10 protein-coding genes are annotated in these 14,796 nt (G+C 63.0%); 7 read left to right on the forward strand and 3 right to left on the reverse strand.

All coding sequences use genetic code 11. The features are described from left to right. Positions 1-120 precede the first annotated feature (120 nt). On the reverse strand, positions 121-837 hold the full coding sequence (locus HBR94_RS17025; protein ID WP_057444753.1) for an MgtC/SapB family protein: 717 nt from the start codon (positions 835-837) through the stop codon (positions 121-123). A 323-nt stretch (positions 838-1,160) separates the two neighbouring features. Next, complete coding sequence (locus HBR94_RS17030; protein WP_057439138.1) at positions 1,161-2,498, reverse strand: SidA/IucD/PvdA family monooxygenase; 1,338 nt, start codon at positions 2,496-2,498, stop codon at positions 1,161-1,163. A 386-nt stretch (positions 2,499-2,884) separates the two neighbouring features. Between HBR94_RS17030 and HBR94_RS17035 the strand changes: the two genes are divergently transcribed. From HBR94_RS17035 to HBR94_RS17045, 3 genes are read left to right on the forward strand one after another with little or no spacing between them, the layout of a single operon-like run. Beyond that, entirely contained in the window at positions 2,885-4,057 is a 1,173-nt protein-coding gene (locus HBR94_RS17035; RefSeq protein WP_120732516.1) for an efflux RND transporter periplasmic adaptor subunit, read from the forward strand. Beyond that, positions 4,058-6,031, forward strand: a complete 1,974-nt coding sequence (locus tag HBR94_RS17040) for a MacB family efflux pump subunit (RefSeq protein ID WP_115127937.1) — start codon at positions 4,058-4,060, stop codon at positions 6,029-6,031. A 7-nt stretch (positions 6,032-6,038) separates the two neighbouring features. Continuing rightward, positions 6,039-7,445, forward strand: a complete 1,407-nt coding sequence (locus HBR94_RS17045) for an efflux transporter outer membrane subunit (protein WP_170045238.1) — start codon at positions 6,039-6,041, stop codon at positions 7,443-7,445. Between the two features lie 71 nt (positions 7,446-7,516). Here the strand turns inward: HBR94_RS17045 and HBR94_RS17050 are convergent, their stop codons facing one another. Further along, positions 7,517-9,145: a PvdJ/PvdD/PvdP-like protein gene (locus tag HBR94_RS17050; RefSeq protein WP_170045239.1), complete on the reverse strand. Its 1,629-nt coding sequence runs from the start codon at positions 9,143-9,145 to the stop codon at positions 7,517-7,519. A gap of 263 nt (positions 9,146-9,408) precedes the next feature. Between HBR94_RS17050 and pvdM the strand changes: the two genes are divergently transcribed. The 4 genes from pvdM (at position 9,409) to HBR94_RS17070 (ending at position 14,735) form a co-directional block, all read left to right on the forward strand. Beyond that, positions 9,409-10,770, forward strand: coding sequence for a pyoverdine-tailoring dipeptidase-like protein PvdM (gene pvdM / locus HBR94_RS17055; protein WP_170045240.1), 1,362 nt, complete (start codon positions 9,409-9,411; stop codon positions 10,768-10,770). Further along, a complete protein-coding gene (locus tag HBR94_RS17060; protein ID WP_170045241.1) occupies positions 10,767-12,038 on the forward strand; it encodes an aminotransferase class V-fold PLP-dependent enzyme in 1,272 nt (423 codons plus the stop codon). Before pvdM ends, HBR94_RS17060 begins: the two co-directional genes overlap by 4 nt. 30 nt (positions 12,039-12,068) lie before the next feature. Then, on the forward strand, positions 12,069-12,947 hold the full coding sequence (locus tag HBR94_RS17065) for a formylglycine-generating enzyme family protein (protein ID WP_170045242.1): 879 nt from the start codon (positions 12,069-12,071) through the stop codon (positions 12,945-12,947). A gap of 138 nt (positions 12,948-13,085) precedes the next feature. Then, entirely contained in the window at positions 13,086-14,735 is a 1,650-nt protein-coding gene (locus tag HBR94_RS17070; RefSeq protein ID WP_057959172.1) for a cyclic peptide export ABC transporter, read from the forward strand. The last annotated feature ends 61 nt before the right edge of the window (positions 14,736-14,796 follow it).

Below are 14,796 nucleotides of genomic sequence, written 5' to 3' on the forward strand. Positions count from 1 at the left end.
CCGAAGGGAAAATCCGGCGCATATGTAGGATTAATCCTCACTAAAGCGTAGTCAAAATCACCGAAAAAAACCGCCCCCCATGACGGGGGGCAGCTTTTCCAGCCGAACAGAGAGGGATTGTCAATCAGTGGTGCTGGGACTCCAGAAGGCTTGCACCACCAGGGTCGACTGGGAGATCCGCGCCACCAGGGCATCCAGTTCGTCACCATCGACCGAGTTGGCCGCCAGGGTGGCCTCGATCTCCACTTCCTCACTGCCAAAGGGCCGCACATCGACATCGCTGGCCGGGTAGTTACAGCGCGCCAGTTCCGACTCCAGCAAAGCCATTACCGCCTGCTGCTGGGCACGCCGCGCAATCACGTAGAGGATATTGGTGACCTCCGCCGACACCACGTCCAGGGGCTGGCGGTTGATGTTGTTGACGATCGGCCGCAGCAAGGTGTTGGCCGCCAGCACAAAACAGGTGCCCAGGAACGCCTCGAGGATCAGGTCGGCACCGGCGCAGGCGCCCACGGCGGCAGAAGTCCACAGCGTCGCGGCGGTATTGAGCCCGCGTACGTTGCCCTCCTCGCGCATGATCACCCCGGCGCCGAGAAAGCCAATCCCGGACACCACATACGCCACTACCCGCACGGCCCCTTCGGCCCCGGCCAGGCGGTTGGCCATGTCGACAAAGATCGCCGCCCCCACCGCCACTAGCACATTGGTGCGCAGCCCCGCCGTGCGCTGGCGGAACTGGCGCTCAAAGCCGATCAGCCCACCCAGGATAAAGGCCGCACTGAGGCTGACCACGGTGTCGATCAAGGAATCCAGATTGATATTGTTGAGGGCTTGCATGGTAAATCTCCCTTTGATTGCCCGCAGAATCAGCGTCGAAAAAAGGGGGATCAGGCAGGAACCAGGACGGTTCGCTACCGAAAGGCCGCTTCTCGCTTGCTCGGCGAGGCAACGGCATGGGGATGCGCGTCAGCTGGCCAAGCCTGGTCGACAACTGTCACTCGAAAGTCTGTTCACGAAGGTCTGCGCTATGGTTGAAAACCGGCGCAGCTTACGCCTGCAGTCTGCAGGAGGAAAGTGACAGCGCGGCGAATCGGCGGGTTCTTCAGCAAGGGTTCAGCCAGGGTCGCCCCCGCAGGCGCGGGAGCGACCGGCAGCCGGTATCAGCTCGCGGTGGCCAGCAGCACGTCACGCACCGAACGGTCCTGGCCGCGGCTGCGATCATGTTCATGCAGCGACGCGGCAATCTCGTCGGCGCGAATCGGCAGGATCGACAGCAAAGTATCGCTCAAACCATGGCTGGCCTGGCTGAAGCCCTGCATGTAGATACCCGCCTTGCAACGCTCGTCGGTGACCACGCGGTAGTCGCGGTTCACTTCAAAGTCACCCATATAGGCCTCGAGCGGCGCCAGCAACTGGCGATGCATCTGGCGCTCATAGCCGGTGGCCAGGACCACCGCATCGTAGTGATTGAGCACCGTCTCACCGGTGGCGTTATGGCGCACCAGCAACTCGATGCCCAGGGGCCCGGCGCTGGCTTTTTCCACGGTGGTCAGGGTGCGGAAGGCGTGACGGGCGATGCCGGAGACTTTCTGGCGGTAGAAAATCCCGTAGATGCGCTCGATCAGGTCCAGGTCCACCACCGAATAGTTGGTGTTGTGGTACTCGTTGACCAGGCGCTCGCGCTCGCTGCTGGGCTGCTGGAACACCAGGTCGGTGAACTCCGGGGAGAACACTTCATTGACGAACGGGCTGTCGTCGGCAGGCTTGAGGGCCGAACCGCGCAGGATGATATCCACCTGCACCGAGGGGAAGCTGTCATTCAGATCAATAAACGCCTCGGCCGCGCTCTGCCCGCCACCGATGATTGCAATGCGCATCGGCTTGCCCTCGACACACGGCTGCTGGGCCATGCGCGCCAGGTACTGGGAATGGTGGAACACCCGCCCATCGTCCTTGAGCGCCTTGAACGCCTCGGGAATCCGTGGCGTACCACCGGCGCTGACCACCACCGAGCGCGCGGTGCGTACCAGTTGCTCGCCCTGGGCATCACGGGAGATCACCCGCAGCGCCTCGACCTGCTGCTGATGCAGGATCGGCTCGATGGCCAGCACTTCCTCGCCATAGCGGCTCTGCGCGGTAAATTGCCCGGCGACCCAGCGCAGGTAGTCGTTGTACTCCATGCGGCACGGGTAGAACGTGCCCAGGTTGATGAAGTCCACCAGACGCCCATGGACCTTGAGGTAGTTGACGAAGGAATAAGGGCTGGTGGGGTTGCGCAGGGTCACCAGGTCCTTGAGGAAGGAAATCTGCAGCTCGCTCTGACTCACCAGGGTATTGCCGTGCCAGCGGTAGTCGGCCTGCTTGTCGAGAAACAGCACATCGAGCTTGCCCTGGGCTTTCTCGCGCTCTTGCAGGGCGATGGCCAGCGCCAGGTTCGAAGGACCGAAACCAATACCGATCAGGTCGTGAACCGCGGGCGATGCAATTGCCTGTGTCATTCCAGTGTCCTCTGGATAAGCCCCGTGGCAGTGGGGCGGAAAGCCTGGGCGACCTGCTGAACAACAGGCCATGTGTTGATAGGAAACGAGGACAATGAAAAAAAATTTAAGCCCGGTGCAGGATTCGTCCGGGCAGGCGTGGCGGCGACGGCTGTGGCAATGCAGTAATGGCAGTTTGAAGTCATCTAACTTAGAATTATTCTCATGTGGCTTTAAACAGACTGGTAAACGCGCTCGAATACTGGCGTTTCGCCCAGCTGTAACGCCGTATGTAAGCACTTAAATTTCAGGGCAAATACCTCGTTTACCTGACAGCTTCCCGCTTCTGTCTCTGCCCTCAAGGGCGTTTGAGCAGCGGTCCGAACTTTCCTGGCTGGAACCCGTGCATGAACCGTCCTCGACACACCCGGCGCGCGCTGCTGGCAGCACTTTGCCTGATCCCCGTGGTCGCCTTCGCCGCCTGGCAACTGATCCCGCCCGGCCGCGATCAGTTCGCCACCCTAGAAGTGCGCCGGGGCGATATCGAAAGCAGCGTGACCGCCCTCGGCACCCTGCAACCACGGCGTTACGTGGATGTCGGCGCGCAGGCGTCCGGGCAGATCCGCAAGATTCACGTTGAAGCCGGCGCCCAGGTCAAGCAAGGCGATCTGCTGGTAGAGATCGATCCGGCTACCCAGCAGGCCAAGCTCGACGCCACCCGTTATTCCATCGCCAATCTGCAGGCGCAACTGCAGGAGCAGCACGCGCAAAACCGCCTGGCACAGCAGAAATACCAGCGCCAGCAACGCCTGGCCGCCGGTGGCGCGACCCGCGATGAAGACGTGCAGACCGCCCAGGCCGAACTGGACGCCACCCAGGCGCGCATCAACATGTTCAAGGCGCAGATCAGCCAGGCCCAGGCCACGCTGCGGGTTGATCAGGCCGAGCTGGGCTACACGCGCATCTATGCACCGATTTCCGGCACGGTAGTCGCCGTGGATGCCCGTGAAGGCCAGACCCTCAACAGCCAGCAGCAGACGCCGCTGATTTTGCGCATCGCCAACCTGTCACCCATGACCGTCTGGGCCGAAGTTTCGGAAGCCGATATCGGCCATGTCAAACCGGGCATGCAGGCGTATTTCACCACCCTGAGCGGTGGCAACCGGCGCTGGACCAGCACTGTGCGCCAGATCCTGCCGGTGCCGCCCAAGCCCCTCAACGAAACCAGCCAGGGCGGCGGCAGCCCCAGCAGCTCGAGCAAAAGCGGCAGCGGCCGGGTGGTGCTGTACACCGTACTGCTGGATGTGGATAACGCCGATAACGCACTGATGGCGGAAATGACCGCCCAGGTGTTTTTCGTCGCCAGCCGCGTCAGCGATGCGCTGACTGCACCCGTCGCGGCCCTGCAAGGCAGCACCCGGCCCGACACGCAACTGGCGCGAGTGGTGGCCAAGGACGGCAGCATCGAAGACCGTGAAGTACGGGTGGGGATCAGCGACCGCCTGCGCATCCAGATCCTCGATGGCCTCAACGAAGGCGAGCACCTGCTGATCGGCCCCGCCGAAAGCAGCGGAGGCTGAATGTTGACGCCGCTGATCGAACTTCGGGATATCCGCAAATCCTACGGTGGCGGTGATACGCCCCAGGTCGACGTATTGCGCGGGATCGACCTGTCGATCCATGCCGGGGAATTCGTGGCGATTGTCGGGGCCTCCGGCTCAGGCAAGTCGACCTTGATGAATATCCTCGGCTGCCTCGACCGCCCCACCGTCGGCCAATACCTGTTCGCCGGGGAAAACGTCGCGCAACTGGACACCGACGAACTGGCCTGGCTGCGCCGCGAAGCCTTTGGTTTTGTGTTCCAGGGCTACCACCTGATCCCGTCCGGCTCGGCCCAGGAAAACGTCGAGATGCCGGCGATCTATGCCGGCACGCCGGCCGCCGAACGCCATGCCCGCGCCGCCGCCCTGCTCACCCGCCTGGGCCTGGCCGGGCGCACCGGCAACCGCCCGCACCAGTTGTCCGGAGGCCAGCAACAACGGGTGTCGATTGCCCGAGCCTTGATGAACGGCGGGCATATCATCCTCGCCGACGAACCCACCGGCGCCCTCGACAGCCATAGCGGCGCCGAGGTCATGACCCTGCTCGACGAACTGGCCAGCCAGGGGCACGTGGTGATCCTGATCACCCACGACCGCGAAGTGGCGGCCAGGGCTAAGCGCATCATCGAGATCCGCGACGGCCTGATCATCAGCGACACCCCCAACCCCCACTCCCACGCTAACGCCGACGCCAACCCCAAGGCCTTGCAAGCCGTGGACCTGCGCCAACGCCTGGCCGATGGCGCCGAGCACAATGGTGCGTGGAAAGGCGAACTGCTGGACGCGGTGCAAGCGGCCTGGCGAGTCATGTGGATCAACCGCTTCCGCACCGCGCTGACCCTGCTGGGGATCATTATTGGCGTGGCCTCGGTGGTGGTGATGCTCGCCGTGGGCGAAGGCAGCAAGCGCCAGGTCATGGCGCAGATGGGCGCCTTCGGCTCCAATATCCTCTATGTCAGTGGCTCGGCGCCCAACCCGCGGACGCCGCCCGGCATTATCACCATGAACGACGTCAGCGCCATGGCTGCCCTGCCCCAGGTCAAGCGCATCATGCCGGTCAACGGCGCGGAAGCCGGGGTGCGCTTCGGCAATGTCGACCACATGGCCTATGTCGGCGGCAACGACACCAACTTCCCGGCGATCTTCAACTGGCCGGTGGTCGAGGGCAGCTACTTCACCGAAGCCGACGAACGCAGCGCCGCCACCGTCGCGGTGATTGGCAAACGGGTGCGCGACAAGCTGTTCAAGGACCTGCCGAGCCCCATCGGCCAATACATCCTCATCGAAAACGTGCCGTTCCAGGTGATCGGCGTCCTCGCCGAAAAAGGCGCCAGCTCCGGCGACAAGGACAGCGACGACCGTATCGCCATCCCCTACTCTGCCGCGAGTATCCGCCTGTTTGGCACCTACAACCCCGAATATGTAGTGATTGCCGCCGCCGACGCACGCAAGGTGCATGAAGCGGAAAAAGCCATCGACCAACTGCTGCTGCGCCTGCACAACGGCAAGCGGGATTTCGAACTGACCAACAACGCCGCGATGATCCAGGCCGAGGCCCGCACCCAGAACACCCTGTCGCTGATGCTCGGCTCGATTGCCGCCATCTCGCTGCTGGTGGGCGGCATTGGCGTGATGAATATCATGCTGATGACCGTGCGCGAACGCACCCGGGAAATCGGCATCCGCATGGCCACCGGCGCCCGGCAGCGGGACATCCTGCGCCAGTTCCTCACCGAAGCGGTGATGCTCACGGTGGTCGGCGGGGTGGCGGGGATCGGCCTGGCCCTGCTGGTCGGCGGCGCGCTGATCCTCAGCAGCGTGGCCGTCGCCTTTTCGCTGCCAGCCGCCCTTGGCGCCTTCGCCTGCGCGCTGGTCACCGGCGTCATCTTCGGCTTTATGCCGGCCCGCAAAGCAGCCCGGCTCGACCCGGTCACGGCCCTTACCAGTGAATGATCGCCCTATGAAAGCGCACTTGACCCTCGTTGCCGCCAGCCTGCTGCTGGCCGCGTGCAGCAGCCCGGCGCAGCGCCCGGAGAGCGGTTTGCAGCCACCGCCCGCGTGGGACACGGCGAGCAAGGCCCAGGCCCAGCACGTCAACCAGCAATGGTGGACGGCATTTGCCAGTCCGCAACTCGACCAATTGATCGAACAAGCCCGCGCTGGCAGTTACGACCTGGCCAGCGCCATGGCCCGGGTACGCCAGGCCCAGGCCAGCGCGGTGGTCGCCGGCGCGCCCTTGCTGCCCGCGCTCACCGGCGGGCTCAACGCCAGCCGGCAGAAACAGCTGCGTGGCACGGGCAACAACCCACCGCAGAGCAACAGCAACAAAGACGCGGGGGACTACTTCAGTACAAACCTCACCGCCACCTACGAAATCGACTTCTGGGGCGGCAAGCGTGCTGCACGCGACAGCGCGGAACTGGCCGTGCGCGCCAGCGAATTCGAGCGCGCCACGGTGGAGTTGACCCTGCTCAGCGGCGTGGCCACGACCTACACCCAACTGCTGGCACTGCATGAACAACAGCGTATCGCCGAACTGAACCTGGCCAATGCGCAAAGCGTCCTCAAACTGGTGCAGACCCGCCATGATGCCGGCTCTGCCACCCAGCTGGAACTTGCGCAGCAAAAGAGCCTGGTCGCCGCGCAACAACGGCAGTTGCCAGAAGTCCGTCAACGCACCGAAGCCGCCCGGATCAGCCTGGCCGCCCTGCTCGGCCAACCGGTACAGACCCTGCCATTTACCGATCAATCCTTTGACCAACTGCGCTGGCCCAGCATTGCCGCCGGAGTACCCAGCGACCTGCTCAGCCGTCGCCCGGACATCGCCAGCGCCGAAGCACAACTGGCGGCGGCCCAGGCCGATATCATCGTCGCCCGCGCCGCCATGCTGCCCACGGTCACCCTGACCGCCAACCTCGGCTCCGGCGCCAATCGCACTGCCGATATGCTGCGCAACCCGTTCTATAACCTCGCGGGTGGGCTGGTCACGCCAATCTTCAACAACGGTCGCCTCGGCGCCGAACGCGACAGAGCGACGGCACGCCAGGATGAATTGCTGCACACCTATCGCAGGGCGATCATCAATGGCTTTGCCGATGTGGAAAAGGCCCTGAGCAGCATTCGCCAGCTCGACGAACAACGCCAGTGGCAGCGTGAGGAGCTGAGCCAGGCACAGACCGCCTTCCGCATCGCCCAAAGCCGTTATGAGGCCGGCGCGGAAGACTTGCTGACGGTGCTGGAAACCCAGCGCACACTGTATGCCGCCCAGGACCTGAACGTGCAACTGCGCCAGGCGCGGCTGGAGGCCAGTGTGGCGCTGTACAAGGCGCTGGGTGGAGGCTGGCAGGCACCCGACCTTCAACGATGAAGATCTAATGTGGGAACTGGCTTGCCAGCTCCCACATGGTTTAGTGTGCATTCAGCTTGATGGCGCGTCGGTCAAATGATCCGTTCCTTGACCTTCAAATGCCGCGCATACCACGGCCGTTTCGGCACCTTGCGGAACAAGTCCTGTAACTTGTCATCATCAGCGCCAAAGGTGATGCGCAAGGCCAGCTTCATGGTTTCCGGATCCATCTCCACGGTGCGCCCCATCTGCAATCCCGGGGTGGTACTGCAACCATGGGTATCCGGCCCCAGCCACGGATCACCCACCTCGACCCAGCGCCCCGGCGCAAACCACGGCACACCGTTGACCTCCAGGCGGCTCAGTTCACCCGGGTGAAAGCGCTCATGGGCGCGAAACCAGTCCTCGAGCCGATCATCGATCCAACCATGAAAATGCCAGAACACCGGGTTCACATGGGAGGAAAACGGATCGCCCAAAAAGTCATTCTCAGGCTCATACCAACGCGCCGCGAAGTCCGCCGGATCTCGCGCAAATGGCACGGGCGCACCATTGGAAGGATCGCGCGGCACCGAAGCCCAGCGCATATGCAACCAATCGTGCAACCCCAACTCAAGCTCCGAGCCGAACTGACCCAGAGTCAACTTGGCCAGGTAACGCGGGTCACGGTATTGCGACTCCCACACCTGGAAGTTGCTGTGGTACGTCTCGACCGCCTTGATCTCACTGACCCACCGGGTGTACTGCTCGTCACCGCTGGCCATCCAAGTGGGTGGCAGCGCAAAGCCATCGTGATTGTCGAAGTAGCGCGCAAAACCCCGGCGATCAGCCTCAAGTGCCGGCTGCGGCCCAGGGAAACGTGGCCATGACGGCAAGTCCTGCATGGAGCGCGCAGTACCGAGCATGTGCCGATGCATAAAGAAAAAGTCGATCCCCGAACCGTTGCGGTCCTTGCGTGGGCCACGGGCGTCGCGCTCTTTATCTCGTGGCCCGGGCTGCCAGCCGATACCGCGCAGGGCATTACGCTTGTCTTCAGGGAGCTTGTGCCACTGGTCCCGCGAGGCGTGCCAGAGCTGATGAAACAGGCGGTGCTCGGGCGCAACCAACCACGCCAGCAGCGTCGGGTTCAGGCCGATACGCTCGCGGGCTTCGGGAAAAAGCTGTTTGGTAGCGACAAAACGGTTGTCCCGCTCCAGCAGCGCCAGCGGGCGATCGAGGCTGAGGATCTGCCCGCTAAGGGTGCCGCTACCGGCATTGCCGAAGCTGCCCCAGACTTCGTCCAGGCGCATCTTGAATTCATAGGCCGGCCTGCCGTCTGGCGAGTCGCGGTCAATCAGGCGCCAGTACAGCAGCGCCGCATTGCCTGGCGCCAGGTCGCCGAGCACCTGATAGCGCGGCTCACCCTCTGCGCGCAGTTGCCCGGCCGTATCCAGGTAGCCACGCAGGCCTCGGCCACGCGGCGCAATATCAAGAAACAGTTCCAGGCCGTCGAGGGGCAAGCCTTGCAGCCCGGCATCAGCCCCTTCCAGGCGCAGGCTCCAGACACCCCGCAGGCTGTCCGCCAATTGCTGGCCGGCGGTGTCCGCCAGGTCCACCGTGGCCTCTTCGGGCGTGATGGGGAATTCCTCACGCGTCAACTCACGATGGGCATAAAAGGCCGCAGGTACGGCGGCGCCGGTCAGCGCCAGGCCTGCGATAAACCCTCGTCGAGAAATCGTCATGTTCCTACCTGTGTCAGCCTTGGAGCAGGCTTTATCCAAGCTAGAACGTTTAGCCGGGTGGCAAATTTACTGTAGGCGCCGGCTGCCCGGCGATGGCGGTCTTCCTGTCGATGCATCACTGCCTGACCCACCGCTATCGCCGGCAAGCCGACTCCTGCAGGTGATCGTTGGCGCGCTTAAATTTCCCTGCCCATCACTCGTTCTTCCCAGATAGCAAAGGCCCCTTGCGCCTGCACCTCAAAGGCGAACCGACTGAGATGGCAATGACAAAACCACGTTCGAAAAAGGCTCTATACATCGGCCTGCCCTTGGCCCTGGCCATTGCTGCCGGCGCAGGCTTTGCCTGGGATCACTGGTTTCGCGGCAATGCCGGCTACCCGCTGGAAGTGATCAAGCAAGCCAATGAACTGCAAGATCGGTTGATCTCGTTCGACAGCCATATCACCGTGCCCCTGGACTTCGGCACCGCAGGCCATGAAGCGGACAAGGACGGCAGCGGCCAGTTCGACCTGGCCAAGGCCAGTCGCGGGCGCCTGTCGGGGGCGGCGCTGACGATATTCGGCTGGCCCGAACTGTGGAACGGCGCCAACGCGCCCCACAAACCGACTGCAGGCTTTGTCGACGAGGCCCGGCATCAGCAAGAGGTGCGCTACAAGATCATCGCCGGTATGGTCCGCGACTTTCCCAACCAGGTCGGCATTGCCTATACCCCCGCCGATTTTCGCCGCCTGCATGGCGAAGGCAAGTTTGCAATTTTTATCAGCATGCTCAACGCCTACCCGCTGGGCAATGACCTGAACCTGCTGGACATGTGGACCGCACGCGGCATGCGCATGTTCGGCTTCAGCTACATCGGCAACAACAGCTGGTCGGACTCTTCGCGCCCACTGCCATTTTTCAACGATTCACCGGACGCCCTCGGCGGCCTTTCGGATATCGGCAAGCAAGCCGTACAGCGCCTGAACGACCTGGGCGTGATCATCGACGTATCGCAAATGTCGACCACCGCCCTCGAGCAAGTCGCCCAGCTTAGCCGCACCCCCATGGTCGCTTCCCACTCTGCGCCCCGCGCATCGGTGGATATCCCACGCAACCTCAGCGACAAAGAACTGCAACTGATCAAAAACAGCGGCGGCGTGGTGCAAGTGGTGGCCTTCGGCGGTTACCTGCGACCGTTGAGCCAGCCGATCCAGGACAAGCTCAACGCACTGCGCGCGCGTTTCGACCTACCGCCACTGCCCAACCTGGCGATGGCATTGATGCCGGGGGATCCGATCATCGCCGCCTGGCCAGAACAGAAGTTCGGTGAATACGCCAGCGAGCTCTACGCCATTCTCGAAGATGAACCCAAGGCCAGCCTCAAGGACCTGGGGGATGCCATCGACTACACCGTGCGCAAAATCGGCATCGACCACGTCGGCATTGCCTCGGACTTCAACGAAGGCGGCGGCGTCAAAGGCTGGAACGATGTCAGCGAAGTACGCAACGTGACCGCCGAACTGATCACCCGCGGTTACTCCGAAGCCGATATCGCCAAGCTGTGGGGCGGCAATTTCCTGCGGGTGTGGGAGCAGACGCAAAAATCCGCCAAACCTGGCGTCTTGCCAAGCGAGCCGACGCCATGACCGACCGCCGTACCTTTCTCAAGCAGGCCGGCATCCTCGCCGCCAGCCTGCCGTTGGGGGCCGGCCTTGAGGCCCAGGCAGCCCCCATCCCGGCACCCGCAGACAAATGGACGGGCCTGCGCCACCTGTTCGACCAGGACCCAAGCTACATCCACTTCTCCAACTTCCTGATCACCTCACACCCAAGGCCCGTGCGCGAGGCCATCGAACGGCACCGCGCCGCCATTGACCGCAACCCCGGCCTGACCATGGACTGGGACCTGCAGGAACCCTGGAAACGCGAACGCCAGGTGCGCGAATGGGCAGGTCGTTACCTGCAAGCCAAACCCGGCCAGATCGCCCTCACCGGCAGCACCACCGAGGGCTTGGCGATGATCTACGGCGGTATCCATGTGCGACCCGACCAGGAGATCCTCACCACCGAGCACGAGCATTTTTCCACCGACAGCATCCTGGGGTTCCGCACCCGGCGCGACGGCACTCAGGTGCGCAAGATCAAGCTGTTCGCCAACGCCAATCAAGTGTCGATCGATGAAGTGCTGGCGGCCATCGAGCGCAATATCCGCCCCAACACTCGGGTGCTGGGTATGACCTGGGTGCAATCGGGCAGCGGCGTGAAGCTGCCGATCGGCGAAATCGGCCAACTGGTCAAACGCCATAACCAGGGGCGCGAAGAAAAAGACCGCATTCTCTACGTGGTCGATGGCGTGCATGGCTTTGGCGTCGAAGACCTGGCCTTCCCCGACATGCACTGCGATTTCTTTATCGCCGGCACCCATAAATGGATGTTCGGCCCACGCGGCACCGGCCTGGTATGCGCCGCGTCAGAGCAGGTGACCACCCTCACCCCCTGCGTGCCGACCTTCTCCGAAGACAGTGATTTCGCCACCTCGTTCTCCCCCGGTGGCTATCACGCCTATGAACACCGCTGGGCGCTGGACGAGGCCTTCAAGCTGCACCTGCAACTGGGCAAGGCCCAGGTTCAGCAGCGTATCCACAGCCTCAACACCTACCTCAAGGACCGCCTGCAAGCGCGACCGAACATCGAGCTGGTCACCCCGTCCAACCCGCAGCTCTCAGCCGGCTTCAGCTTCTTTCGGGTCAAGGGCCAGGACAGTGACAAGGTGGCCGCCTACCTGATGAGCAACCGTGTGGTCAGCGACGCAGTGAACCGCGACGTCGGCCCGGTGGTGCGCACCGCACCCGGCTTGCTCAATACCGAAGATGAAGTCGACCGCTTCCTGGTCCTGCTCGACAAAGCCCTCTGACACCCTTTTTTCTTGCCCACGAGACGACTCATGAACGATGAACCGCTCACCCCGACGCTCCTCAAATCCCTGGCCCTGACGGCATTGATGGCCTGCCTGTTGCCGTCCGCCCAAGCCGCGACGCCGCCCAAGCCCGGCACCGTGTTCAAGGACTGCAAAAACTGCCCGGAAATGGTGGTGCTGCCTACCGGCACGTTCAAAATGGGCACCCCGGATGATGAAGTCGGTCGCCAGCCCGATGAAGGGCCGATCCATGACGTGACCTTCGCCAAACCCGTGGCCATCAGCCGCTTCCAGGTGCTGGCCGGCGAATGGGACCGTTACGTACAAGAAACCGGCTACAAGATGCCCGACGGCGACGACCGTCCAGGGCGCAAATGCACGGCCGGCAACCCCACCTACAAGACAAGCCCCAAACATCCGGCAGTGTGCATGGACTTTGCAGAAGCCAATGCCTATGTCGCCTGGCTGTCGAAGAAAACCGGCAAGCAGTACCGCATGGTCAGCGAGTCCCTGCGTGAATACGCCGCCCGTGGCGGCACCTCCGGCCCGTTCCCATTTCCATTCGATGAAGGCAAGGAGTACAGCATCGCCAAGCACGCCAATACCTACGGGCCGGCGGATGGCTACAGCTATACCGCCCCGGCCGGCAGCTATGCGCCCAATGCGTTCGGCGTGTATGACATGCATGGCAACGTCTACGAATGGGTCGAAGACTGTGAAAACGACAGCTATGTCGGTGCGCCCAGCGATGGCAGCGCCTGGCTGACCGGGCAGTGCGAAGTGCGGCAGATTCGCGGCAACGACTGGGGCGAAGCGCCGGTGTTTTCCCGCTCCGGCAACCGCAACAGCCTCAACTCCAACGTGCGCGGCGACTGGCTGGGCTTTCGCGTGGCACGGGATCTCTGAGCCTACGCACCTCGGGACGCGGCTAAATCGCGCCCCGCCCGACTCGTCCTCCTACTATCGGCCTGCCAACGGTAAACCTCCGCGCGCAGGCCTTCACTTGCCCACAGCACGTAGCCACGTCGCGATCGAGGTAGTTTCATGACCGCAGCACCGCGCAGCGCCATTCGAGAACTCTTGAGCCTGCTCAAGCCCTATCGGCGGATTGTTATTTCTTCCATCACGCTGGGCATCATCGGCGGCCTTAGCGTCACGGCGCTGCTGGCCACGGTCAACCGCGGCCTGCACAGCGCCGACGGCATGGGCACCGGCGTGGTGCTGGCCTTCGCCGGGCTGTGCCTACTGGCCCTGCTCAGCAGTATCGGCGCCGACATCGGCACCAATTTCGTCGGTCAGAAGGTGATTGCCAAACTGCGCAAGGACCTCGGCGCCAAAGTGCTCGCCGCCCCCATCGAACAGATCGAGCGCTACCGCACTCACCGCCTGATCCCGGTGCTGACCCACGACGTGGACACCATCAGCGACTTTGCCTTCGCCTTCGCCCCGCTGGCGATTTCCACCACAGTGATCCTGGGCTGCCTGGGCTATCTGGCGGTGCTGTCCTGGCCGATCTTCCTGATGACCCTGCTGGCCATCGGCATTGGTTCGGCGGTGCAGTACGTGGCTCAAAGCAAAGGCATCAAAGGGTTCTACGCGGCACGTGACGCCGAAGACAACCTGCAAAAACACTATTCGGCGATTGCCGAGGGTGCCAAGGAACTGCGCATCCACCGCCCACGTCGGCATGCCATGCACACCCGTAATATCCAGGGCACCGCCGACAAAATCTGCGACACCCACATCCGCTCGATCAATATCTTCGTGATTGCCAAGAGCCTGGGCTCGATGCTGTTTTTCGTGGTTATCGGTCTGGCCCTGACCCTGCAACAATTCTGGCCCAGTTCGGACCCGGCGGTGATGAGCGGCTTTGTCCTGGTGCTGCTGTACATGAAAGGTCCGCTGGAAAACCTGATCGGCAACCTGCCGATCATCAGCCGCGCGCAAATTGCCTTCCGCCGCATTGCCGACCTGTCGGAGCGTTTCTCCTCGCCGGAACCACACCTGCTGCTCGATGACGCCGACAAAACCGTGCCCGTGATGAAGCACTTGGAACTGCGCAACGTGCAGTACGCCTTCCCAACGGTCGAAGGCAGCGAGCCGTTCAAGCTCGGGCCGGTCAACCTGAGCATCGAGCCTGGGGAAATTCTGTTTATCGTCGGTGAAAACGGTTGCGGCAAGACCACCCTGATCAAGCTGCTACTGGGCCTGTACACCCCGCAGCAAGGTGAAATCCGTCTCAACGGCCTGCCCGTGGACGCCCTGGGGCTGGATGACTACCGGCAGATGTTCACCACGATTTTTGCCGACTACTTCCTGTTCGACGACCTGGTGCAGAACGACAAGGCCTTGCCCGACGACGCCACTCAATACCTGGAGCGCCTGGAAATCGCCCACAAGGTCAGCGTGCGCGACGGCGCGTTCACCACCACCGACCTGTCCACCGGGCAACGCAAGCGTCTAGCCCTGGTCAACGCCTGGCTCGACGAGCGCCCGGTGCTGGTGTTCGACGAGTGGGCGGCGGACCAGGACCCGACCTTCCGGCGGATTTTCTACACCGAGCTGCTGCCGGACCTCAAGCGCCTGGGCAAGACCATCATCGTCATCTCCCACGACGACCGTTACTTCGACGTCGCCGACCAACTGGTACGCATGCAGGCCGGCCGAGTCATCACTGAAAAAGCCTGCGCCTGACCTCCCCTGTAGCAGCCGGCTTGCCGGCTACTACAACGCTCCCCGCCTGCTATTGCACCTA

Source organism: Pseudomonas sp. WS 5412, assembly GCF_012985615.1.
GTDB lineage: Bacteria > Pseudomonadota > Gammaproteobacteria > Pseudomonadales > Pseudomonadaceae > Aquipseudomonas > Aquipseudomonas shahriarae.

Excerpts from the sequence above, each read along its gene's own strand:
- HBR94_RS17025 (WP_057444753.1), bottom strand. The coding sequence starts at position 837 with ATGCAAGCCCTCAACAATATCAATCTGGATTCCTTGATCGACACCGTG.
- HBR94_RS17030 (WP_057439138.1), bottom strand. The coding sequence starts at position 2,498 with ATGACACAGGCAATTGCATCGCCCGCGGTTCACGACCTGATCGGTATT.
- HBR94_RS17035 (WP_120732516.1), top strand. The coding sequence starts at position 2,885 with ATGAACCGTCCTCGACACACCCGGCGCGCGCTGCTGGCAGCACTTTGC.
- HBR94_RS17040 (WP_115127937.1), top strand. The coding sequence starts at position 4,058 with ATGTTGACGCCGCTGATCGAACTTCGGGATATCCGCAAATCCTACGGT.
- HBR94_RS17045 (WP_170045238.1), top strand. The coding sequence starts at position 6,039 with ATGAAAGCGCACTTGACCCTCGTTGCCGCCAGCCTGCTGCTGGCCGCG.
- HBR94_RS17050 (WP_170045239.1), bottom strand. The coding sequence starts at position 9,145 with ATGACGATTTCTCGACGAGGGTTTATCGCAGGCCTGGCGCTGACCGGC.
- pvdM (WP_170045240.1), top strand. The coding sequence starts at position 9,409 with ATGACAAAACCACGTTCGAAAAAGGCTCTATACATCGGCCTGCCCTTG.
- HBR94_RS17060 (WP_170045241.1), top strand. The coding sequence starts at position 10,767 with ATGACCGACCGCCGTACCTTTCTCAAGCAGGCCGGCATCCTCGCCGCC.
- HBR94_RS17065 (WP_170045242.1), top strand. The coding sequence starts at position 12,069 with ATGAACGATGAACCGCTCACCCCGACGCTCCTCAAATCCCTGGCCCTG.
- HBR94_RS17070 (WP_057959172.1), top strand. The coding sequence starts at position 13,086 with ATGACCGCAGCACCGCGCAGCGCCATTCGAGAACTCTTGAGCCTGCTC.